24 protein-coding genes and 1 riboswitch are annotated in these 21,054 nt (G+C 52.8%); all 24 genes read left to right on the plus strand.

Going from position 1 to position 21,054, the window contains the following annotated elements; genetic code table 11:
• Positions 1-4: 4 nt before the first annotated feature.
• Entirely contained in the window at positions 5-427 is a 423-nt protein-coding gene (locus tag QWF21_RS07280; RefSeq protein WP_330087383.1) for a flagellar basal body-associated FliL family protein, read from the plus strand.
• A gap of 9 nt (positions 428-436) precedes the next feature.
• Positions 437-1,156 carry a FliA/WhiG family RNA polymerase sigma factor gene (locus QWF21_RS07285; protein WP_330087384.1) on the plus strand — a complete coding sequence of 240 codons (720 nt, stop codon included), beginning with the start codon at positions 437-439 and terminating at the stop codon, positions 1,154-1,156.
• 19 nt (positions 1,157-1,175) lie between these two features.
• Complete coding sequence (gene motA, locus QWF21_RS07290) at positions 1,176-2,033, plus strand: flagellar motor stator protein MotA (protein WP_330087385.1); 858 nt, start codon at positions 1,176-1,178, stop codon at positions 2,031-2,033.
• An 8-nt stretch (positions 2,034-2,041) separates the two neighbouring features.
• A complete protein-coding gene (locus QWF21_RS07295; RefSeq protein ID WP_330087386.1) occupies positions 2,042-3,034 on the plus strand; it encodes a flagellar motor protein MotB in 993 nt (330 codons plus the stop codon).
• Complete coding sequence (locus tag QWF21_RS07300) at positions 3,021-3,440, plus strand: PilZ domain-containing protein (RefSeq protein ID WP_330087387.1); 420 nt, start codon at positions 3,021-3,023, stop codon at positions 3,438-3,440. The genes QWF21_RS07295 and QWF21_RS07300 overlap by 14 nt, the downstream gene beginning before the upstream one ends.
• A gap of 1 nt (position 3,441) precedes the next feature.
• On the plus strand, positions 3,442-4,320 hold the full coding sequence (locus tag QWF21_RS07305; RefSeq protein ID WP_330087388.1) for a FliM/FliN family flagellar motor switch protein: 879 nt from the start codon (positions 3,442-3,444) through the stop codon (positions 4,318-4,320).
• A complete protein-coding gene (locus QWF21_RS07310) occupies positions 4,317-4,679 on the plus strand; it encodes a FliM/FliN family flagellar motor switch protein (protein WP_330087389.1) in 363 nt (120 codons plus the stop codon). The genes QWF21_RS07305 and QWF21_RS07310 overlap by 4 nt, the downstream gene beginning before the upstream one ends.
• Positions 4,672-5,430, plus strand: a complete 759-nt coding sequence (gene fliP, locus QWF21_RS07315; protein ID WP_330087390.1) for a flagellar type III secretion system pore protein FliP — start codon at positions 4,672-4,674, stop codon at positions 5,428-5,430. Before QWF21_RS07310 ends, fliP begins: the two co-directional genes overlap by 8 nt.
• Positions 5,427-5,696, plus strand: coding sequence for a flagellar biosynthetic protein FliQ (locus QWF21_RS07320; protein ID WP_330087391.1), 270 nt, complete (start codon positions 5,427-5,429; stop codon positions 5,694-5,696). Before fliP ends, QWF21_RS07320 begins: the two co-directional genes overlap by 4 nt.
• Positions 5,693-6,472: a flagellar biosynthetic protein FliR gene (gene fliR / locus QWF21_RS07325; protein ID WP_330087392.1), complete on the plus strand. Its 780-nt coding sequence runs from the start codon at positions 5,693-5,695 to the stop codon at positions 6,470-6,472. The genes QWF21_RS07320 and fliR overlap by 4 nt, the downstream gene beginning before the upstream one ends.
• Positions 6,473-6,475: 3 nt before the next feature.
• Positions 6,476-7,627, plus strand: a complete 1,152-nt coding sequence (flhB, locus tag QWF21_RS07330; protein WP_330087393.1) for a flagellar biosynthesis protein FlhB — start codon at positions 6,476-6,478, stop codon at positions 7,625-7,627.
• Positions 7,628-7,630: 3 nt separating this feature from the next.
• Complete coding sequence (flhA, locus tag QWF21_RS07335; protein ID WP_330087394.1) at positions 7,631-9,703, plus strand: flagellar biosynthesis protein FlhA; 2,073 nt, start codon at positions 7,631-7,633, stop codon at positions 9,701-9,703.
• Between the two features lie 316 nt (positions 9,704-10,019).
• A riboswitch (cyclic di-GMP riboswitch) is annotated at positions 10,020-10,109 on the plus strand.
• 155 nt (positions 10,110-10,264) lie between these two features.
• The gene (locus QWF21_RS07340; RefSeq protein ID WP_330087566.1) at positions 10,265-11,128 is read left to right on the plus strand and encodes an OmpA family protein; all 864 of its coding nucleotides are present in this window, start codon (positions 10,265-10,267) and stop codon (positions 11,126-11,128) included.
• Positions 11,125-12,438 (plus strand): sigma-54-dependent transcriptional regulator, encoded by a 1,314-nt coding sequence (locus tag QWF21_RS07345; RefSeq protein WP_330087395.1) that lies wholly within the window; start codon positions 11,125-11,127, stop codon positions 12,436-12,438. The genes QWF21_RS07340 and QWF21_RS07345 overlap by 4 nt, the downstream gene beginning before the upstream one ends.
• Positions 12,439-12,452: 14 nt before the next feature.
• On the plus strand, positions 12,453-12,767 hold the full coding sequence (locus QWF21_RS07350) for a flagellar hook-basal body complex protein FliE (RefSeq protein ID WP_407935275.1): 315 nt from the start codon (positions 12,453-12,455) through the stop codon (positions 12,765-12,767).
• Between the two features lie 10 nt (positions 12,768-12,777).
• Positions 12,778-14,511, plus strand: coding sequence for a flagellar basal-body MS-ring/collar protein FliF (fliF, locus tag QWF21_RS07355; RefSeq protein ID WP_330087397.1), 1,734 nt, complete (start codon positions 12,778-12,780; stop codon positions 14,509-14,511).
• The gene (locus QWF21_RS07360; RefSeq protein WP_330087398.1) at positions 14,492-15,511 is read left to right on the plus strand and encodes a FliG C-terminal domain-containing protein; all 1,020 of its coding nucleotides are present in this window, start codon (positions 14,492-14,494) and stop codon (positions 15,509-15,511) included. The genes fliF and QWF21_RS07360 overlap by 20 nt, the downstream gene beginning before the upstream one ends.
• A 3-nt stretch (positions 15,512-15,514) precedes the next feature.
• Positions 15,515-16,153: a FliH/SctL family protein gene (locus QWF21_RS07365; protein WP_330087399.1), complete on the plus strand. Its 639-nt coding sequence runs from the start codon at positions 15,515-15,517 to the stop codon at positions 16,151-16,153.
• The gene (locus QWF21_RS07370) at positions 16,146-17,468 is read left to right on the plus strand and encodes a FliI/YscN family ATPase (RefSeq protein ID WP_407935276.1); all 1,323 of its coding nucleotides are present in this window, start codon (positions 16,146-16,148) and stop codon (positions 17,466-17,468) included. The genes QWF21_RS07365 and QWF21_RS07370 overlap by 8 nt, the downstream gene beginning before the upstream one ends.
• The gene (locus tag QWF21_RS07375) at positions 17,461-17,877 is read left to right on the plus strand and encodes a hypothetical protein (protein WP_330087401.1); all 417 of its coding nucleotides are present in this window, start codon (positions 17,461-17,463) and stop codon (positions 17,875-17,877) included. The genes QWF21_RS07370 and QWF21_RS07375 overlap by 8 nt, the downstream gene beginning before the upstream one ends.
• Before the next feature lie 103 nt (positions 17,878-17,980).
• Complete coding sequence (locus QWF21_RS07380; RefSeq protein ID WP_330087402.1) at positions 17,981-18,853, plus strand: virulence factor BrkB family protein; 873 nt, start codon at positions 17,981-17,983, stop codon at positions 18,851-18,853.
• A complete protein-coding gene (dtd, locus tag QWF21_RS07385; protein WP_330087403.1) occupies positions 18,850-19,296 on the plus strand; it encodes a D-aminoacyl-tRNA deacylase in 447 nt (148 codons plus the stop codon). The genes QWF21_RS07380 and dtd overlap by 4 nt, the downstream gene beginning before the upstream one ends.
• Before the next feature lie 3 nt (positions 19,297-19,299).
• A complete protein-coding gene (locus QWF21_RS07390) occupies positions 19,300-20,205 on the plus strand; it encodes a bifunctional GNAT family N-acetyltransferase/hotdog fold thioesterase (RefSeq protein WP_330087404.1) in 906 nt (301 codons plus the stop codon).
• Entirely contained in the window at positions 20,202-21,053 is an 852-nt protein-coding gene (locus tag QWF21_RS07395; RefSeq protein WP_330087405.1) for a Rossmann-fold NAD(P)-binding domain-containing protein, read from the plus strand. The genes QWF21_RS07390 and QWF21_RS07395 overlap by 4 nt, the downstream gene beginning before the upstream one ends.
• The last annotated feature ends 1 nt before the right edge of the window (position 21,054 follow it).

Genomic DNA, 21,054 nt, shown 5'->3' on the forward strand with positions numbered 1-21,054 from the left:
AAAGATGAAAACCTTAATTTTGATCGTTGCAGCCGTTTGCCTGATTGCGGTGGGTGTGGGTGGTAGTTATTGGTACAGCCAGCAAAACCCACAAGTAGCAGAGCCGACCAGGCCACTGTTTTTTCCGCTGGAACGCTTTGTGATCAGTGTCGACAGCCAGCATCACTCTCGTTATCTGGTATTGGAGCTGACCTTGGTCAGCCATGATCCTGTGGTGCTGGCTATGTTGCAGGACGCCGTGCCATTGCTGCGCAATGCGTTGGTCCAGCACTTTAGCAACAGCCAGCATCTTGATGTGAAGAATGACTTTAAAGATATTCCACAGGTGCAGGCGCAACTGCTGCACGAGTTCAATCAGGCTTTACGTTTGCACAAGTTCAGTCATCAGATTGAACAGGTGCTGGTTACGAATGTGTTTATCCAGTAAGGCGCGATGATGTTGGCAACCAATCAATGGTGTGAGCCTGAGCAGGCTGGCAGTTTTACACGGACAGAAGCGCAGGAAACCGCTGCACTGAACCGCTACGGATATCTGGTGAAGCGGGCGGCAGCCCACTTGCGCAGCCTGGTGGGCAGCATGGTCGATAAAGATGATCTGCAGCAAATTGGTTTGATGGGCCTGCTCAGTGCATTGCGCCGGTACGGCCGGGAGCCGGATGAGCAATTTGAATCCTATGCCTTTAAACGGATCCGGGGTGCCATGCTGGATGAATTTCGTCGGACCGATTGGCGCCCACGTCAATTGCGGCAGCAATCGCATCAATTACGGGATAAAACCCGTGAGTTGACCCGGCAGCTTGGGCATGTGCCGGGTGATGAGGCACTGTGTGCCGCCTTAGGTATTGATATGACAACCTTGCTGGAGCTGCAGTATGTCGGCCAGGCTGAAGCCATGGAAAGCCTCGATATGCTGTTGGAGCAGCAGTCCGAATCGCAGCTGGGCAGCAGCAATCTGAATCAGTTGGAGTTGAAACTATCGCTGAAAAAAGCCATGGCATCGCTGCCGGAACGCAACAGGCTGCTGCTGCTGCTGTATTACAGCCATGAGCTGAATATGAAGGAGATTGCGCTGGTACTGGAGCTGACAGAGTCCAGGGTATGTCAGTTGCATAAACAATCGGTCGAAATGCTCAGCAAAAAGCTGGCGCAGTGGTAAGAGTACAGGAAGCAACGTCATGCAGAGAATTTTAGGGTTTGCCATAGTGCTGGGTGCAGTGGTTGGTGGCTATATGTTTGCCGGGGGCAATGTCGCCACTTTGTGGCAACCAGCCGAGTTTTTGATTATTTTCGGTGCTGGTTTTGGCGCCTTAATCGTGGGGAACTCCGGCTATGTCTTAAAAGAAATGTGGAGTCAGGTACGGTCGCAATTTATCAAACAAAAAAACAGTGCGGACTTGTATCGAGAGCTGCTGTTATTAATGCATACCTTGCTGGATCTGGCCAAGAGTAAAGGTTTACGCGAGCTGGACGAGCATGTGGAAAACCCCAGTACCAGCTCCGTTTTTCTGGCCTACCCGCTGGTGCTGGAAAATGAGGACCTGGTGGTCTTTGTCTGCGACAACCTGCGGTTGATGAGCATGGGCAAATTAACCGCCCACGACTTTGACAGCCTGCTGGAGCAGGAAATCTACACCATCGAGCAACAAAAACTGAAACCATCGTCGGCGATGGGGGTGATTGCTGAGGCCATGCCCGGTTTTGGTATTTTGGCTGCTGTCGGCGGCATTATTATCACCATGCAGCATCTGGATGGGCCGTTAAGCAGCATCGGCTATCACGTCGCCGCAGCTTTGGTGGGGACCTTTATCGGTATTTTCGGCTGTTATTGTTTTATGGCACCGCTAAGTGCAGCGATGGAGCAGTATGTGAAAAAGCAGATCGCCTTGCTGGAGTGTGTACGGGCTATCCTGGTGGCGCACGCCAAAGGGCATGTTGCTATCGTAGCAACGGACTCAGGCCGGCGCATGATCAATGAAGAGCAAAAGCCATCTTTCACCACGATGGAACAATGGATCAATGACAGGGCCGCCTGATGAACAGCATGCCAATAATAGTTAAGCGCGGCCCACGCGCCTCAGGAAAAGGCAAAGGCGGTGGTGCCTGGAAGGTTGCTTTTGCCGATTTTACCCTGGCGATGATGGCCTTTTTTATGGTGCTGTGGATTTTAGAAGTTTCAAACGTGCAAGAGCGGGCGGAGATTGCTAATTACATGCGCACCCACTCCATTTTTGATGGCAGCCCACATCCCTTTGCCCCAAAAAACAGCCCATTTCCGGTTGATTTGGGGGGGACTCCATCGGTGGCGGACTCGCACTCGGCCAATCGATTGCCACCGGATAACCCGATACCAGGCATGTCGGAGTACCTGCAGGTTCCCTCTGGTGATGAGCAGCCGCTGGCTGGCATGGGGGACAAGCTAAACTCGCTGATTGACGGTCAGTTTGATAGCCCGGCCCAGCTAAGCTTACTGCTGCAGGCGTTTGAGCATCTGATGGCAGAACAGTTGGCGCAGGGACACATTCAACTGGATATAGTGCCATCCGGCTTACGAGTGATTATTCGCGATGCACAGGAGCGGCAAATGTTCGTGCGTGGGCAAATCCACATGACCCCCTTTTTCGAAGATTTGCTGCTTAGCCTGGGGCCGGTGTTCGTCAAAGTGCAGAACAAACTGATTATTTCCGGCCATACCGATAATACCCCCTTTAGCGGTAGCCAATACAGCAACTGGGAGCTGTCTGGAGATCGGGCTCTTCAGGCCCGCCAGGTGCTGGTGGCTGGTGGCATGCCAGCAGAGCGGGTGGCTCAGGTGGCGGCTTTTTCAGCAAACCGGCCGTTAAACAAAGCAGATAAAGGCAGCAGCGAAAATCGCCGGATTGAACTGCTTATTTTAACCAGTGCGGCCGAAGCCGAGCTGAATAAATTGTTTTCGCCGGATCATGGCGCAGACGCGGTACAGCATGCGGCCGATGCTGCACGTCGTAATCAGCCCGTCGGACGCTCAGGGGTACAGGTACACGATGCCAATCACTAAGACAGATGTATCCCGCAAGTATTTACGCTGGTACTTTTGTGCGGCAAATCAGCCTCATGAAGTGCAAACGAAGGGAGTGCCGGTGACGCTGTGGCAAAGCAGCTTGTTTGGCAGCCAGATTTGTAAGGCTGTCGTCAAGGATATGAGTTTAGGGGGTGTTGGCTTGCTGGCGCCGCTGAGTAAAAACGTGCCGGATGTGATTCTGGTTCAGTACGATGAACGGATCCGGATGGCTGCTGAAGTGGTTTACCGCCGTCAGGTCAGTGACAAGCTGGTGTTCCTTGGTTTGAGCTGGCTGGATGCTAAACGTGAACAGCGACTGAAGTTACTACGCCTGTTAAGTAAAAAAGCGTATCGCCTGTCGCAAGACAGTGCCCGCACCACACAAAAAACCGCAGATGAATAAGATGATGACACGCTCAAAAATCATACCTGCCGCTGAGGCAGCAGGCTATCCACCTTTTGCACTGGTGCTGGACCAACGCAACTATGGCCGGGCGCTGGTACTGGCCAGGCAGAGGCTGCCAGAGCTGGCTCAGGCCGTCGAGCTGGAGCTTAGCCGCCTGCTGCAAGATGTTGAATTTAGTATTGAGATGAATCTATGTCAGGGCACAGGCCTGGACAGCTGGTTGGCCGAACCCGGTCGTTTACTGTTGCACTGTCCGGTGTTGGTGCCGACAGACAGCAACTGCTATCTGGCGCTGGATTACACGGGTGTACACCACCTGGCGGATCTGATGCTGGGGGGACAACTGAGTAAAGCCGTTGCCAGCGAAGATAAAACCGAGTTGAGTGCCTCTGAGTTACGCATTTGCAGCCGCATTGCACAGCGCCAGTTACAGGCCATGCAGCAGCGGCTGTTTAAGGAGCAATCGGTGTTGCCAGCTACGGCGGTGAAGCAGCAGTTGGAGTCGGAACAGTTTCAATATCTGCCCTTGAAGGTGCGGCTGCTGCTCGATAGCGAAGCCATCAGTTGGTATTTGTGGTTACCACAGGACTTTTTTATCCAACCAGAAGACAACAGCAGCCCGGTACAGATAGCCGCGGTAGATGCTGCCCAATGGTCGCACGTACCTGTGCAGTGCAGCATTGAGATGGCACGTAAGAAAGTTAGCTTGCGCCAGTTGCAGGACTGTCTGAATGGCAAGGTGCTGCCTATTGAGCTGCACAGTGCTATGGCGCTTCACTTAAATAAAGAGCGGTTGTTGTACGGCAAAGTAGCTGAAGAAGGCAACCGTCTGGTATTCCAAATTACTGATATCGTCACCCGGGAGCAAGAACAATGAGCGACACTCTGAATAACAGCAATGGTCTGGATGCAGCCCTGGCCGGACTGGATATGATGGATATGGACGAGATGTTTGAGCCGGAAGGTCTGCCGCTGTCAGCCTCAACCGATGGCTTGTCAATGTTTCGTGATGTACCGCTGACCGTCACCCTGGAAGTTGCCAGTGCTGAGGTCACCTTAGGTGAGCTGAGCCGGGTTGCGGTAGGGGATGTACTGCCGCTGGAGAAAGCGGTTGGAGAACCGCTGGATGTGAAAGTCAATGGTGTCCTCTTTGCCAGAGCCGAAGTGGTGATGGTCGATGGCAAATATGGTCTTAAGTTTGTACAGCGCAATGCTGCGGAAGAACAAGATGCGTAACAAGCTGTCATCCGGTCTGTTGTGGCTGCTGCCATTGGTATTGCTGCTGGTACCAAGCTTGGCATCGGCGAATGAGCTTACCCTGCTATCGGTCCGGGATACCGATGGTGGCCAGGAGTACAGTGTCAAACTGCAAATCCTGTTGTTGATGACGGCGCTCAGTCTGATCCCCGGCTTGCTCATGGTGATGACGTCCTTTACCCGCATCATCATTGTGCTGGCGATATTACGCCAGGCACTGGGCTTGCAGCAAAGCCCGCCAAACCGCGTATTAATTGGTATCTCTTTGATGTTAACCCTGCTGATTATGCGGCCGGTATGGCAGGACGTCTACCAGAACGCCTTTAAACCCTACCAGGCCGAAGAAATGACCATGGAGCAGGCGCTGGCCCGGGCTGAACAGCCGATACGGCAGTTTATGCTGGCGCAAACACGTGAAAACGAATTGCACCAGGTGCTGCTGATTGCCAATGAGCCCACCAGCATGGCCGCGGCTGATGTGCCGCTGGAAGTATTAATGCCGGCCTTTGTGCTCAGTGAGCTAACCACGGCATTTCAGATTGGTTTTATGTTGTTTATTCCTTTTTTAATCATTGATCTGGTGGTGGCCAGTGTGCTGATGTCGATGGGTATGATGATGTTGTCCCCCCTGATTATCAGTTTACCCTTTAAGTTGATGGTGTTTGTGCTGGCCGATGGCTGGTCCATGGTGGCAGGAACCCTGGCAGCGACATTCGGAGCCTTCCCATGAGTCCGGAACAGGCCACGGAACTGATCTCCCAGGCCGTCTATACCATTATTCAGATGTTGTTGGTATTGATTGTACCGGGCCTGGTCCTTGGCATCGTCGTCGCCGTGTTTCAGGCGGCAACCTCGATTCAGGAGCAAACCCTGACCTTTTTGCCCAGGATGTTGCTGACGTTGCTGATGGTGGTGTTTTCCGGCCATTGGCTGATTAAAACCCTGCTGAACTGGTTTGCAAATTTGTCGCAAATTATTCCGGGTGTATTTGGATGAACTCGCTGATATCGCTAAGCAGTGGTGAGTTGATGAGCTGGATAGGCACTGTGTGGTGGCCTTTTATCCGGTTGTCGGCGCTGCTGTGGGCGATGCCGGTGTTTGATAACCCTGCGGTGACACCACGCTCGCGCATTATTCTGGCGCTATTTTTAAGTTTTCTGGTAGGGCCAACCCTACCGGCCATGCCAGAGGTGGATCCCTTTTCGCTGGATGCGGTGGTGATCACGGTCGAACAAATTAGTTTTGGCATTATGATGGGGTTGGCTGTCCGTATCTTGTTTGAAGTCCTGGCCCTGACCGGGCTTATTTTATCGATGCAGATGGGCTTGTCGATGGCGATGATGATGGATCCCGGCAGCGGTGATTCGACATCCTTGCTGGGCCATTTATTCTGGGTGATGTCAGCTCTGCTGTTTTTTTCGCTGAACGGCCATCTGGTGACGCTGGCTATTCTGGTCGACAGCCTGACCTTGTGGCCGGTAGGCAGTGGTTTGTATCAGTTGAATATTGGGGTGTTGCTGCAGTTGTTTGGCTGGATGTTTGGGGCTGCACTGCTGGTCGCTTTGCCGGCGGTGATAGCCATGCTGCTGGTGAATCTGACCTTTGGGGTGGCCACGCGATCGGCACCATCGTTAAACCTCTTTGTGCTGGGTTTTCCGATGACCTTACTGCTTGGCTTTGTCTGCGTGTATTTAACCTTAAGCCAAACTGGCGTGCACTATGCGGCACTGGCAAGCCAGGTGTTGGATAGCATGCGGTTGCTGGTGGGGTAAGGGATGTCAGAGCAAAACAGTTCGCAGGAAAAAACCGAACAGCCCACCGAAAAACGCCTGAAAAAAGCCCGTAAAGATGGTCAGGTCGCGCGCTCGAAAGAATTGAATACGGCCATCTTGCTGATGTTGGGAGTCGGTGGTTTGCTGTGGTTTTCGCAGTTGTTGTTCACGCTGTTTATGCAACTGATGCAAAGCAGCATGCAACTGAATAAAGAGATGCTGGCAAACGATAAACTGATGCCGCTGGCGCTTGGTCAGGCATTGCTGGCGATGCTGAGTGCGCTGACACCATTTTTAGTCTTGCTGTTTGTGGCGATGTGGGTTGTGGGGACCTTGCCGGGCGGTTTTACGTTTTCAGCAGCTTTGGCTGCGCCCAAGTTTAATAAGCTCAACCCGCTGACTGGTCTGGCACGGATGTTTAGCATGAATGCCCTGGTCGAGCTGCTGAAATCCATCATTAAGGTAGTGCTGCTGGGCGGTTGCTTGTATGGCTTTTTAAGTCAGCTCTGGACACGCTTGCTGTTTTTACAACGGATGGGGTTCACTGCCGCCCTGCAGGAAGGCTTTGCCCTGTTGGCATTGAGTTTGATGATCACAGTCACTTTGTTGTTGCTGGTTGCAGCGATAGATGTGCCTTATCAGCAGTACAAGATTTCCTCCAAGGTGAAGATGACCAAGCAGGAAGTCAAAGAAGAGCGGAAGTCGTCGGATGGCAGCCCGGAGATTAAAGGGCGGATCCGTCAGATCCAGTTCCAGATGGCGAATCGGAAAATTGAGGAGCGGGTGCCGAAGGCCGATGTCATCGTAATGAACCCAACCCATTATGCGGTGGCGATTCGCTACAGTGAGCAAGATGCCAAAGCCCCTTATGTGGTGGCGAAAGGCATTGATGAGATGGCGCTACGGATTAAAGCGGTGGCGCAGCGTCACCAGGTTGAAGTGCTGGAAGTGCCGGTATTAGCCCGGGCGGTGTATTACTCGACCCGGGTTGATCAGGAAGTCCCGAAAGGTTTATACACGGCGGTCGCCTATGTGCTGACCTATGTGATGCAGTTAAAGGCATATAAAAATGGCCGTGGTCAGCAACCAGCCCCCTTACCGGCGCTGGAGATCCCGAAAAGTTTGTTAGATAAAGCGAATGTCCGAGGTAGTTAAACAGTGAACTGGCGAACTCTTACCCAACCTTACACCGCAATACCGGTGCTACTGCTGGCCATTTTGGCAATGGTGGTGTTGCCATTGCCCGCCTGGATGCTGGATGCATTGTTTACCTTCAACATTGTACTGTCCGTGATCGTCTTGTTGGTGGCGGTATCCAGTAAGAAGCCGCTGGACTTCTCAGTGTTTCCAACTGTGTTGCTGGTGGCTACCCTGATGCGGCTAACCTTGAATATTGCGTCAACCAGGGTGGTTTTGTTGCATGGCCATGAAGGCTCTGATGTTGCTGGTCGGGTGATCCAGGCCTTTGGTGAAGTAGTGATTGGCGGCAATTACGTCGTCGGTCTGGTGGTGTTTGTTATTCTGATGGTGATTAACTTTGTGGTGATCACCAAAGGGGGCGAGCGGATTTCGGAAGTCGCTGCCCGCTTTACACTGGATGCCTTACCCGGCAAGCAGATGGCGATAGATGCCGACTTAAATGCCGGTTTAATCGGCCCGGAGCAGGCAAAAGAGCGACGCAATGAAGTGGCGCGCGAGGCCGATTTCTATGGTTCCATGGATGGTGCTTCCAAGTTTGTGCGTGGGGATGCCATTGCCGGCTTAATTATTCTGGTGATCAACCTGATTGGTGGCATCAGCATTGGTGCCTTCCAGCATGGTCTGAGCATGGGGGAAGCCTTCCAGCGCTTTGCCTTGCTGACCATAGGTGACGGCTTAGTGGCGCAAATCCCCTCGTTACTGCTGGCCGTAGCGGCGGCCATTATCGTGACACGGATGAACGATGAAGGCGAAATGTCCGATGAAGTGGGGCGGCAACTGCTGGCATCACCACGGGTACTGTTCACCACTGGTGGCATTATGCTGATCCTGGGGCTAGTCCCCGGTATGCCGGGGATGGCTTTTATTGGCTTTGCTTTGCCGCTTATTTATGTTGCCTGGCGTATGCAGCAGCGGGTGGATAAGGGCGAGCTGGCGCAGGTGGAGCAATTTACCGAGACCATAGTGCAAACCCCTTCAGCGCTTAGTTGGGAGGATATCCCTTATGTGGATCGTATTTCGATTGAGCTGGGCTTTCGACTGGTCTATCTGGCCGACAAAGACAAAGGGGAGGAGCTGGTGCAGACCTTGCGTGGCATTCGTAAAACCTTGTCTGAACAGAGCGGTTTTTTGTTACCCGAAGTGCGGGTGCGGGATAACCTGCAGTTAAACCCGCAGGAATACCGTATCAAACTGGCGGGGGTGCCCTTAGCAACCGGCCGGTTAAATCCGCAGCAGTTACTGGCACTGAACACCGGTGAAGTCTATGGCCAGTTGGATGGGGAAATAACCCGGGATCCGGCCTATGGCCTGGAGGCCGTCTGGGTTGAAGCTGACAACCGGGCGAAAGCTCTGAACCTGGGGTACTCGGTGGTGGATCTGGCTACCGTGATCGCCACCCATGCCGGCAAAGTCATTAAAGAGCATTTGGCCGATCTCTTTGTGTATGAAGATGTAAAACAACTGAATAAGCGACTGGCTGCGGTAGCACCAGTACTGGCCGAAGCCCTGGATAAAGCCCTGAGTGATACTGTGCAGCTGAAGGTATACCGCCTGTTGCTACGTGAACAGGTCAGTCTTGGTGATATTCTCAGCATTGCCAGCACCCTGCTCGACAGCAGCGAGGTGACCAAAGATCCTATTCTGCTCACGTCCGATGTGCGCTGCGCTTTGCAGCGGGCGCTGGTGCGGCAAATCAGTGGTGACAAAGAAGAGCTCAGTGCTTATACGCTGGATGAGAAGCTGGAGCAAACGCTGCAAAGTGCGCTGAACCAGGCGATGCAGGCGGGTAAGGTGGCGCTGGATAGTTTTCCGGTTGCGCCCAATCTGCTCAGTCAGTTTCAGCGCCATATGCCACTGATCAGCAGCCAGATGCAGCAGCAAGGTTTAACACCAGCCCTGGTAGTGGTGCCACAATTAAGACCTTTGCTGGCACGTTATGCCCGTACTTTTACGCAAAACTCACTGGCGGTGTTGTCCTACAATGAAATCCCGGAAACGGTGCGGGTTAACGTGATTGGGGCCTTGGGTTAAGTGGTGATTGAACGGTCAGCCAGGCTGAATAGTGGGCTGTCATCTGCTGGTCACAGCCCGGTGCTATGGTTGCATTTCCTGGCGAAATGGCACCGGTTTATTAACATTAATGTCTTGCATAAGCTACTCTGGTCCGAACAGTTACGGCAGTGTATTTGTGATAGGTGAAAAAATGTACGGCGATAAGCCTTTGATTTTAAAAAGTAAACACCATGGTGCAAGAAAATATGCTTGCCTTATGGTACTGATTTAGTTATCGTTTAATTTGTTCAGTTTCAATTCATAATCAGCACTGCTGTTTATGAAAAATGTTAAGACAATTAAAAGGCAAACTGCACCGAAAGGGCAGGACGCAAAGCCTCCGGTCTACAGCGTATGTGTACGCTACGATAGCGGGGTTGCATTAGCTTAGCGGCATCCTTCTGGGTTGCCTCTGTCTGCGCGGCTGTCCGCTGCAAAGCAGAGCGCTTTTCTATGCAGTTTTCCTTTTAGTTTCTTCAACCTTGGTGTTGCTGCCTGGCAGTGACCGTTGTGGTTTATTAAAAGGTTTACGATGTGTCTATGGTATTTCTGACTCTCTGGTTCACTGCCGCAGCTGGTGCCCTGCCTGCACCTGTGCTGGTGCAACCGGCGGAACGGGCTGACTGGCAGTTGCACGGCAGTGCCTTTTATTGCCGTATGCAACAGGAAGTTCGTGGTTTTGGCCAGGTAAGTTTCCTGGTAGAGCCCGGTTATTCTCTGCGGCTGGAATTGGAATTGATACAACCGCATCAGGCGTTAACCGAGGCCAGTGTGATGGCCCGGCCTGCAGACTGGCAGCAGCGCATCGTTGCCACTAGCTCCTATCCTTACAGTGCTGAGTTGTACCACGACCGGCAGGTTAGCTTTATCGCAGCGGCTTTGCCGCTATTGCAACAGATACAATCCGGCCATTGGCTGGAGTTCGAGTTGGGTGCTCCGGGTCAGGTACAACCACTGTTACTCACCAGTGTGCGTGGCGCGGAAGCTGTCGCGCAGTTTCGCCGCTGCATCGCACAGATGGCACCGCTGTCCTGGCAACAAGCCAGAGATAGCGACATTCCATTTGAAGCTGGCCAGCGTACTCTCACCCGACCACAGCTGGCGCAGTTGGCTCAACTGGTGCGTTATCTGCAATTTGATCCATCCGTCCACAAAATTCTGATTGATGGCCACAGTGATGATGTGGGTACCTCGTTAGCCAACCGACTGGTATCAAAAGAAAGAGCCGATGAAGTGGCTGCACAGCTGATCGAGCTGGGTGTCAAAGCCGCCATGTTGGAGGTGAGGGCCCATGGTAATCGCTACCCATTGTTACATCACCAAGGCGCGTCTGGAGCGACGAACAGTCGGGTTACCGTCCGACTTATTCGCGCAGGAACAGAACAGGAGGTTACTACTCGATGAATGTTGCTTATGTCCTTTGGATAGCACAACAACAGCCGGATGCGGAAATCCGCCAATGTATCTGTAGTGAAGGCTATCAACTGCTGCATACCGCCCAGGTTACTGACATCGTCAGCTTGTGCCATGATTATGAACCGGCGCTGGTGTTTATCGATTGCGATATGACACAAATGGCGTTGCCGGATTTGGTCAGTCTGGTGTGTCGCAAGCTGCCGTCAGCACAAATTATCAGCATGGTGGGTAACGACCAAAGTGTAGTAGCATCCGATACCTTACAAAGCGGCGCAATTGATTATTTACTGAAGCCTTTTTTTACGTCTCAGTTAAAAACGTCCATTCGCAATGCCACAGCAATGAGCCGGGGCTTACAAGATCTGGTCGCGGTTTCGCATGCAAGCCGGCAGATTTTGCAGTTGGCCAACCGGGCCGCGCAAACAGAAGCCAGTGTGTTGATCCTTGGCGAGTCCGGCACAGGTAAAGAGCGTTTGGCTAACTTTATTCATCAGGCTTCAGATCGTGCCGACCAGCCTTTTATTGCGGTGAACTGCGCTGCCATTCCTGAACATATGTTAGAAGCCATGTTATTTGGCCACAACAAAGGCGCCTTTACCGGGGCCGTAAACCAGCAGATTGGTAAATTTGAAGCCGCCAATGGCGGCACTATTTTGCTGGATGAAATTTCAGAGCTACCGCTGGCGCTGCAAGCCAAGCTGTTGCGGGTACTGCAGGAGCGTGAAGTAGAGCGGCTGGGCAGCAACCATCGCATCAAGCTGGATATTCGCGTGATTGCCGCCAGCAACAAAAATCTGCGCAGCCAGGTGGAGCAAGGCTTATTCCGGGAAGATTTATTTTACCGGCTGGATGTGTTGCCACTCAGTTGGCCGGCCTTGCGTGAGCGGCGGGACGATATTTTGCCACTGGCGGAGTTCTTTCTTCAAAAATACGGCAATGGCAACTATCGCTTAAGTCGTGACGCGGCGAATGTGCTGCTGCAATACAACTGGCCGGGCAATGTGCGTGAGCTGGAGAATGTGATGCAGCGGGCATTGGTGATGGCTCGTGGTATGGAGCTGCAAATTGCCGATCTGAATTTACCGCAATGCCATCCACAAGCGGCGGCGATTTGCGCCAGTTTGTTAAAACAAAGCAAGAAAAATGCTGAGTTTGATTACATCTTAAATGTACTCAACAAGTTCAACGGTCACCGTACACTCACTGCCCAGGCATTGGGGGTGAGCACCCGTGCCCTGCGTTACAAATTAGCTGCCATGCGTGAGCATGGTGTCAACATTGATGCATTAGCTTCTTAAGGATAACGATGATGATTTCACCCGTAAACAGTCAAAGCCAGATGCTGGACATGATGACCAGGTTGCAGCAAGTCGCCGGGAATGAAGGCATTGCGCCTGCCCGCAATGACAGCGGCATCAGCAGTGATTTTTCCCAGGTCATTCGCGCGGTAAACCAGCAACAGAATATTGCCGCGGATCTGATGACGGCTGTGGATACCGGTCGCAGCGATGATGTGGTTGGCGCTATGGTTGCGAGCCAAAAAGCGGATTTAAGTTTCTCTATGTTGCTGCAGGTACGCAATAAAGTATTGAGCGGCATCGATGATGTGATGCGGATGTCATTGTAAGGACACTGTGATGAAAGGTGAAATTGTAAAAGCCACGCCAGCGGCTGCCAGTGACAGTAACTTGCGGGAGAAGGTTATTAACCTGTCCAGCCGTTTCAGCTGGTTGCAGGCCGGGGACCGGAGCATTGCGTCCATTGCCTTGCTGGCAACGCTGGTGGCGGCCACCATTGTGTTAATTCTTTGGACTTCCGCCAAGAATTATGTGCCGCTCTATGGCAACCAGGAGCATTACGACAAAGCTGGAATTCTGGAAATACTGGACCGGGAGAAGGTCACTTTTCGTATTGATACCAACACCGGCAATATCATGGTGCCACAAAATCGTTTAGCTGATGCGCGCATTATGCTGGCGGCTCGCGGTGTCAAAGCTGCCATGCCTGAGGGGCTGTCGACTATTGGTGACAAAGTCACGATGGGAACCAGTCAGTTTATGGAGTCCATGCAGTATCAGCATGCCTTGGAAGGTGAGTTGGCACGTACCATTATTACCATGGATGGTATTCGTAACAGCCGGGTGCATATGGCTATTCCGAAACGGAGTTTGTTTGTTGGCCGGCAGGAAGAGAAATCCGCAGCTTCGGTGATGGTGGATTTAGCGCCGGGCTATGAGCTAAGCGGTAATCAGGTCGAGGCGATTGTGAGCCTGATTGTTGGGAGTGTCTCCGGATTGGATCCCCGCAATGTATCGGTGGTGGATCAACGAGGCCGGTTGCTGACCGGTGATTTGTACGACGATGCCCCAATCGGCAAAGAAACAGATAAGAAACTCGCCTTTGTGCAGAAGCTGGAACGCAATATCGAACAGCGTGCTGCCATTATGCTGCTCCCTATTTTAGGCGATGGCAACTACCGCATTCAGGTGTCGTCTGATGTTGATTTTAGTGTGGTCGAAGAAACCCGTGAAGCCATCGATCCTGCCTCAGTGCTTCGCTCCGAGTCGGTGAAAACAGATACCATGCTGGATCAACTGGCCATGGGGATCCCTGGCGCGTTGGCAAATCAGCCACCCCTGCCGGCCGATCAGCAAGCCGCAGACAATAATCAGCGTACCTCTGAACGCAATGAAAGCAGCCGGCAGTTTGAGAGTGGCCGGGCGGTGACCCACACCCGCTATGAAGTGGGGAGGCTCCGGTCAATGAGTGTGTCGGTGTTGGTGAATCAGGGAGCCGCCGGCGAGGAAGGCTGGACCGAGGCGCAACTGCAGCAATTGGGTGAGATGGTCAAAATTGCGACCGGCTTTCAGGCCGAGCGTGGTGACCAGTTCAATATTACCAGTTTTGATTTTATGCCGGTAGCGCCCCTGACCACCCCACTGGCGGGTTTGCCCTGGTGGCAGTTGCCGGAGATCAGAGAATACGCCCGTTACTTGTTTGGCAGCTTAATTGCGCTGGCGCTTATTCTGTTTGGGGTCCGGCCCTTGGTCAATCATCTGATCAGTGGCAAAAAGCAACGCCCTCTGGATACCGAACCGACGGCTGCTCTGCCGCAAGATGAGCCGGTTGCAGCATTGTCTGACCGTCAGGCAGCTTCGCTGAATGACAGTGCGACAGACAATCGTCAAGCAAACAGCGGGGATATGCCGCAGCCTGGCTTTAACGTCATTAGCTTGCCACAGGTTGGCTCTGAATTTGCTGAGCAAATTGCTCATATGCAGCTGTTAGCCAGCAAAGAGTCTGAGCGGGTCACCGCAGTGATTAAATATTGGGTAGAGCAGGGAGTCAGCATTGAATCAACTAAGATCTGAGTCTGGCCGCAGCATCACCGATCTGGATCGGGCGGCCATTTTATTGTTGAGCATGGGCGAAGAAAATGCAGCCGGTATCATTAAAAAGCTGAACCGGCATGAAGTCCAGGCTTTGTCTGAGCGGATGGCGAAAATCACCAATGTGACGCAAGAAGATGTTGCGTTGATTTTGCAGGACTTCTTTGATTGCTACCGCAGTGAGAGTGGTGTCAGTGGTGCTTCCCGGCTTTATCTGGAACGAGCGCTGGACAGGGCTGTCGGGCGCAAGCTGGCGCGGGGTATGCTGGATGATATCTATGGCGGTGCACTGGCAGATGATATTCGCCGGTTGGAATGGGTGCCAGCAGAGCTGTTGGCGCGCTTTTTAGAGCAAGAGCATATCCAGATGCAAGCACTGCTGCTGGCATTTTTACCAGCCGAGCAGGCATCTGCCGTGATTATGCTGTTTCCCAAACCGAAGCATGACGATATTTTGTATCGGATTGCCAGTTTACGCGAAGTAAGTGAACACGTGATGGATGATTTACGCCATACACTGGATGCCTGCATTGCTTACGTTGGAGAGCAGGTTGGGGCCCGGGTAAATGGGGTGGAAAAAGTAGCCGAAATCATGAACCGGTACCGCGGGGATAAAGCCGAGATCATGGATTTACTGAAACTGCACAATGTAGAAACGGCGGAAGCGGTGCAGGACAAAATGTACGACTTTGGCTCGCTGGCGCGGCAAAATGCGGATGTATTGGCGTATTTGCTCAATGAAATTCCGGATGAACTATGGGTGGTTGCGCTCAAAGGCTGTGAGGCAGAGCTGCTAAACAACATTATGGCGGCCTTGCCAAAGCGGCTGGCTCAGGTGTACCGGCAGCAAATTGAAAACACCAAAGCACAAACCATCAGCAAAGTTGAAGCGGCAAGGGCAGAGATAATGCAAATGATCCGGCAAATGATGACCAAAGGTGAAGTGGACTATCGCCTCTACGAAGAAGCAACCCTGGGGTAAATGATGGCGGACCTGTATCGTTTTCCCGGTGTGCAACGTGATACATCCCTGCAAAGCATTGAGCAGCAAGTGCAACTGGCCTATGAGCGCGGGTTGGCTGAAGGGAAGCTGTTGGGTATTGATGCAGGAAAAGAGCAGGCTTTACACCAGGCTGAGCAGCAGGCACAGCGTACGGTGGATGAACAATCCAGGCAGGCTGTACGGGCGCTACGGCAACAATTCGAACAGCAATTGCAGCAGTTACAGCAGCAATTGGCAGAGCATCAGCAACTGCAGGAACAGCAGTTGGCCCAGGCCCTGTATGAATTGGTCAGTACCCTGGCTGAAAGTACCCTGGAAGCAGAGCTCAGTGTGCAACCAAGGCATTTACTGCAGGCCGTGCAGTCATTGCTGCCGCTGTTGCAGTTAAAAGAACAGATCCACACGGTGAAGCTGGCACCAGAGGATATGCTGGTATGGCAGCAATTGGACGTCTCCACCCTGGGCAGTGTGCAGTTGCAGGCTGATCCCAGTGTCACCGCCGGCAGTGCGGTCTTTGTGGGGGCGGCGCAGTTGCACCTGCTAGACTTTCGTCAGCGCCTGACGGCTATGTTGCCGCAGCTGCAGCAGCAATTGCTGGGGGGGACCGATGCCGGTGCTTGAGCGCTTACAGCAAGCAACACAACAGGTGCAACCTGGCCCACTTAGCCTGAGTTTTGGCACCTTGGTGCGGGTGAATGGCATGATCCTCACGGTTGCAGGCGGTCAGTATACCCTGGGGCAGCGTTACCAGGTGGAAGGGCAACATGGCCACTGGATCGAAGCGGAAGTGGTTGGCTTTGATCGTGACCAGGCTTTTTTAATGCCTCTGACGGATGCCAGTGGTTTAACAACCGGGGCCCGGGTACGGCCGTTGATGCAGGATCAGGCACTCACAGTCAGCCATGCTTTGCTTGGACGTGTGGTCGATGGCTTGATGCAGCCGCTGGATGCCGGCCCGGCTTTGAACAAAGGTGAGCCTATCACAGCGCAATTGACCGCAGTGAATCCCATGCAAAAGAAAGGGGTCACCACACCACTGGATGTTGGTATTAAAGCCATCAATGGCTTGTTTACTGTTGGCCAAGGGCAGCGGCTGGGTTTATTTGCCGGCTCCGGGGTGGGAAAAAGTAAATTACTTGGCATGATGACACGCTTTACCAGTGCTGATGTGGTTATTGTTGGCCTGGTGGGAGAGCGTGGCTGGGAAGTTAAGGATTTTATTGAACACAGTCTGGGCCGTGATGGCATGCGTAAAGCTGTGGTGGTGGCGGCTCCGGCCGATCAGTCGCCATTGTTGCGAATGCGCAGTGCAGAGCTGGCGCACCGGTTAGCGGCCTGGTTTCGTGATCAGGGCTTGCATGTGTTGTTGCTGGTTGACTCGTTAACCCGGTATGCCCAGGCGCAGCGGGAGATTGCCCTCTCTGTTGGCGAGCCACCTGCTACCCGGGGCTATCCACCCTCGGTGTTTAGCAAGCTTACTCAACTGGTCGAGCGTGCCGGTAACAGCAACGACAGCTCTGGCAGCATGACGGCTATTTACACGGTACTGGCCGAGGGGGATGACCAGCAGGATCCGATTGCCGATGCCGCCCGTGCTATTCTGGATGGTCATGTGGTGTTAAGCCGGGAGCTGGCTGAGAGTGGTCATTATCCGGCCATTGATATCGGTGCTTCAATCAGCCGGGTGATGCCCAATATTGTCTCAGAGCAACAACTGAAGCACTGTTACAGCCTGAAGCGTTTGTATGGCCGTTACCAGGAAGTGCGGGAGCTGCTCCCGTTAGGGGCTTATCAGGCGGGACGGGACGCAGAACTGGATAAAGCGGTAGCCCTCTATCCAGACATCGAGCATTTTTTGTGTCAGGGCTTACAGCAACAAGTCACACTGGCAGAAACTGAAGAACAGCTGGCAACTCTGGTGGCGAAGTATGCTTAAAAAATATCTGGAAACCCAACAAGAAAACTTCAAAGTCATGCAAAGTCGTCACAGCCAGTTGCAGGCACTGGCGGTGCAGGAACAAGCACGGAGTTATTCACTGGCACAGCATTTAGGCAGCCTGGAATCCAATCAGCAGATGCTGTGCAGTTTAAGCCTGCAGAACTTATCCGGTTTAAAACATATCTTGCAGGGCCTGACAGAGCAGCAGCAGCAGCGGAGTGTGCAGGCAGAGCAGGATGTTGCCAGGCAGCAACAAGCTTGCAATAAGCAGGCGGCCTATAATCTGGCGATGACAAAGTTATTGCAAAAGCGTCAGCTGCATCAGCAACAGTTACTGCGGCGACAGGAGCAAAAACAGCAGGATGAACTTGCTATGCAGATGCATCTGCTAAGGCGAACCAGTTAAACAGCAGGCACCAAATCAACTAAAGTTGTTGTACGTCAGGCAGGTTCTTAGCGTATTTTTTTGATACCATGATAGCCAGGCGTCCAACGCAAGGAGATGGTGAGTGCACGCAATCAGGTGGCGGGACTATATCAATGCCAGCCCGCAATTTATCAAAGGCTATATTCAGCGTTGCCAGCAGGATCAGATCAATCTGGTGGGTGGCTATCTGGCCTATATTTCCTTGTTATCACTGGTACCTTTTATTGCCGTGATGTTTTCCATGCTGAGCGCTTTTCCGATGTTTTCGGAGTTCCGCCAAAGCCTGGAAAGTCTGCTCTATGCCAATGTGGTGCCGTCGCGTGGCGATGAAATCAAAGATTATCTGAATGAATTTATCGGCAATACCCGCGGCATGACTGCCATAGGTATTTCGGCGCTGATCGTAGTGGCCTTGCTGCTTATTCACAATATCGACAAAACGCTGAACAAGATCTGGCGGATTAGCAAGCGGCCACGGCCGGTGATTTCGTTTTCCATTTACTGGATGATTTTAACCTTAGGCCCTATCTTGTTTGGCACCTCGATCGCGGTTAGCTCCTATCTGGTCACGCTGACCCGCTTTGCCGATGATTTTACCCCAGGCTTGTCCAGCTTCTTATTGGGCCTGGTGCCTTATCTGATGTCCTGGCTGGCATTTTGTATTTTGTATTTGGTGGTGCCCAATACCAAGGTAAGGATCCGGCATGCTTTTTGGGGCGGTTTATTGGCCATGCTGCTGTTTGAAGTGCTGAAGTACGGCTTTGCGCTCTACATCACCCACTTTCCATCCTACCAGGTGATCTATGGCGCCATGGCATTAGTTCCCATCTTATTTTTATGGGTGTATCTGTGCTGGCTGGTGGTTTTAGTCGGAGCAGAACTGACTGCTTACCTGAAAGACTGGGAGCAACTTAGCGGGGGTGATACCAGCGAAGCGGAGGAATGCTGCGAATGAAAGCTTTAATTCAACGGGTCCGTCACGCCAGTGTCAGCGTGGCTGGCGAGCAAATTGCGCAGATAGAGCAGGGTTTGTTGGTTCTTTTGGGCGTGGAGCAAGCGGATACCGAGCTCAGTGCCGCCCTGTTGGCGGATAAAGTCTGTAAATACCGGATCTTTAGCGATGATAACGGCAAGATGAATTTGAATGTGCAACAAATCAAAGGACAGTTGCTGGTAGTATCACAGTTTACCCTGGCGGCAGATACCAACTCGGGGCTAAGGCCCAGTTTCTCGCAGGCAGCCGCCCCTGCACAAGCCGAGCTGTTATACCGGCATTTTGTAGAGCGCTGTGAAGCACATCAACTCCAGGTTGCAACCGGCCGATTTGCAGCAGATATGCAGGTTGCCTTAGTCAATGATGGCCCTGTAACCTTTTTACTGCAAACGGATAATCACTAATTTATGCGTATTCGACTAAGCAGTCCGCAATCGGATGCACAATGGCAAGCCTATTATCAGTTTCGCTGGCAGCAACTCAGAGCCCCCTGGCAGCAGCCGATAGGCTCGGAACGTGACGAGCTGGAGACAAGCAGCATTCATCGCATGCTGCTGGATGGCGAAACGGTGGTTGGGGTAGGGCGGCTGCATCAGGTGGATGCGACCAGAGCGCAGCTGCGTTATATGGCGGTTGCCTCCAGTTATCAGGGGCAGCAATTAGGTGCCAGGCTGGTTGCAGAGCTGGAGCAACAGGCTTTAGCTCTGGGCTGCAGCGAAGTGGTGCTCAACGCACGCGAAAATGCACTCGGCTTTTATCAAAAGCTGGGTTACAGCCAACAAGAGGAGCTGGCCAGCCAGTTTGGTGTTCGTCACTTTCGGATGCAGCGTTTCATTCGTTTCACAGCTAACACCGGGAGCTGGCAACAGCAATGTCAGCAGTTAGAGCAGGTTTGGCATCAGCAAATTCCACTCAGCCAGTTTATGCAATTGCAGATTACTGCCTTCGATGGCTGTGAACTACGATGCCAGGTGCCGCTGCCACCTAACATCAATCTGCATGGCACCATGTTCGCCGGTAGTATCTACAGTCTGGCGACGCTCACAGGTTGGGGGTTGCTGCATTTGCAGCTGCAAGCGCTTGAGTTGCAGGCGGACCTGGTGTTGGCAGATGCCAGCATCCGTTATCTGAAACCCATGCAAACTCAGCCGCAAGCACGCTGCTCCTTGCTGGGGGCCAAAGGTGATCTGACCGTATTGCGGCAGGGGAAAAATGCCAGCCAACGGATCGACGTGGAGCTGCTTAGTGCCAATAAAGTAGTGGCCCTGTTTTCCGGCCACTACAAAGCCTTGTTACCGAGGAATACGCCATGAAAATTATCATGCTTGGCTGTGGCTGGCTGGGGCAGCAACTGTTGCCGCTGTTGCAGCAGGATGGTCACCAGTTGATTGTGACCCGGCAATCAGCCGCCGCCGTGCAGCAGTTACCGGGTACAGTGCAAGGAGTGGTTCTTAGTTTGCCGCTGTCGGAGCCAATCACGGCAGAGTTGCAGGCGCTATTTCAGCAGGCTGTGGTGATTTGTTCGCTGACCCCGGGTTGGCGCAAGCAGGCTGGCGCTGGCTATGTAGCAGCACTGGAGTCACTGGCTGCACTGATGCAGACTGCCGGCAGTCTGGCTTGTATCCATTTCAGTTCTACCGGGGTGTATCAGGGGCTGAGTGGTGAGGTGGATGAGTCCACGCCATTGCAGCTCAGTGATGCCAAAGTACAGTTGCTGGTGCAAGGAGAGCAGATTGTGCGAGCCGCAGTTCCCACTTGCACTTTGCGGTTGGGAGGGTTATTCGGACCAGGCCGGCATCCTGCCAACTTTTTGCGCTCCGGGGTGATTGATGAGCCGGATGCAGCTGTGAATATGGTGCACAGTAGCGATGTGCTGGCAGCTGTGCAGCAGATTGTGCGGCAACAAGCCTGGCCGGCGCTTTTCAATCTATGTTGCCCGGTGCGGGCCAGTCGTCAGCAGTTTTATCAGCAAGCCAGAGCCAGTCTGGCATTGGATGCTCTGCAAATTGGAGTAGCACAAGGACATAATCAGCGGAGGGTGCTGTCGGATCAGATCGGCCGTCAACTGCCATTCCAGTTTCGCTATGCATCAGCACTCGATGCGTTGAAGTTGGTTGATAAGCCGCCATTGTCTGCTTCAGACACAAATTTATCAGAGTAAA

Origin of the sequence: Alkalimonas mucilaginosa (genome assembly GCF_036327005.1) — a bacterium.
In the GTDB taxonomy this organism is placed as follows: Bacteria; Pseudomonadota; Gammaproteobacteria; order Enterobacterales; family Alteromonadaceae; genus Alkalimonas; species Alkalimonas mucilaginosa.

What these genes read in the sequence shown, in the direction of transcription:
- fliP (WP_330087390.1), top strand. Translation starts at nt 4,672, where the DNA reads ATGCGTAACAAGCTGTCATCCGGTCTGTTGTGGCTGCTGCCATTGGTA.
- dtd (WP_330087403.1), top strand. Translation starts at nt 18,850, where the DNA reads ATGAAAGCTTTAATTCAACGGGTCCGTCACGCCAGTGTCAGCGTGGCT.
- QWF21_RS07300 (WP_330087387.1), top strand. Translation starts at nt 3,021, where the DNA reads ATGCCAATCACTAAGACAGATGTATCCCGCAAGTATTTACGCTGGTAC.
- motA (WP_330087385.1), top strand. Translation starts at nt 1,176, where the DNA reads ATGCAGAGAATTTTAGGGTTTGCCATAGTGCTGGGTGCAGTGGTTGGT.
- QWF21_RS07295 (WP_330087386.1), top strand. Translation starts at nt 2,042, where the DNA reads ATGCCAATAATAGTTAAGCGCGGCCCACGCGCCTCAGGAAAAGGCAAA.
- fliF (WP_330087397.1), top strand. Translation starts at nt 12,778, where the DNA reads ATGAAAGGTGAAATTGTAAAAGCCACGCCAGCGGCTGCCAGTGACAGT.
- QWF21_RS07285 (WP_330087384.1), top strand. Translation starts at nt 437, where the DNA reads ATGTTGGCAACCAATCAATGGTGTGAGCCTGAGCAGGCTGGCAGTTTT.
- QWF21_RS07390 (WP_330087404.1), top strand. Translation starts at nt 19,300, where the DNA reads ATGCGTATTCGACTAAGCAGTCCGCAATCGGATGCACAATGGCAAGCC.
- QWF21_RS07340 (WP_330087566.1), top strand. Translation starts at nt 10,265, where the DNA reads ATGGTATTTCTGACTCTCTGGTTCACTGCCGCAGCTGGTGCCCTGCCT.
- fliR (WP_330087392.1), top strand. Translation starts at nt 5,693, where the DNA reads ATGAACTCGCTGATATCGCTAAGCAGTGGTGAGTTGATGAGCTGGATA.
- QWF21_RS07365 (WP_330087399.1), top strand. Translation starts at nt 15,515, where the DNA reads ATGGCGGACCTGTATCGTTTTCCCGGTGTGCAACGTGATACATCCCTG.
- QWF21_RS07305 (WP_330087388.1), top strand. Translation starts at nt 3,442, where the DNA reads ATGATGACACGCTCAAAAATCATACCTGCCGCTGAGGCAGCAGGCTAT.
- QWF21_RS07345 (WP_330087395.1), top strand. Translation starts at nt 11,125, where the DNA reads ATGAATGTTGCTTATGTCCTTTGGATAGCACAACAACAGCCGGATGCG.
- QWF21_RS07395 (WP_330087405.1), top strand. Translation starts at nt 20,202, where the DNA reads ATGAAAATTATCATGCTTGGCTGTGGCTGGCTGGGGCAGCAACTGTTG.
- QWF21_RS07310 (WP_330087389.1), top strand. Translation starts at nt 4,317, where the DNA reads ATGAGCGACACTCTGAATAACAGCAATGGTCTGGATGCAGCCCTGGCC.
- QWF21_RS07375 (WP_330087401.1), top strand. Translation starts at nt 17,461, where the DNA reads ATGCTTAAAAAATATCTGGAAACCCAACAAGAAAACTTCAAAGTCATG.
- QWF21_RS07320 (WP_330087391.1), top strand. Translation starts at nt 5,427, where the DNA reads ATGAGTCCGGAACAGGCCACGGAACTGATCTCCCAGGCCGTCTATACC.
- flhB (WP_330087393.1), top strand. Translation starts at nt 6,476, where the DNA reads ATGTCAGAGCAAAACAGTTCGCAGGAAAAAACCGAACAGCCCACCGAA.
- QWF21_RS07280 (WP_330087383.1), top strand. Translation starts at nt 5, where the DNA reads ATGAAAACCTTAATTTTGATCGTTGCAGCCGTTTGCCTGATTGCGGTG.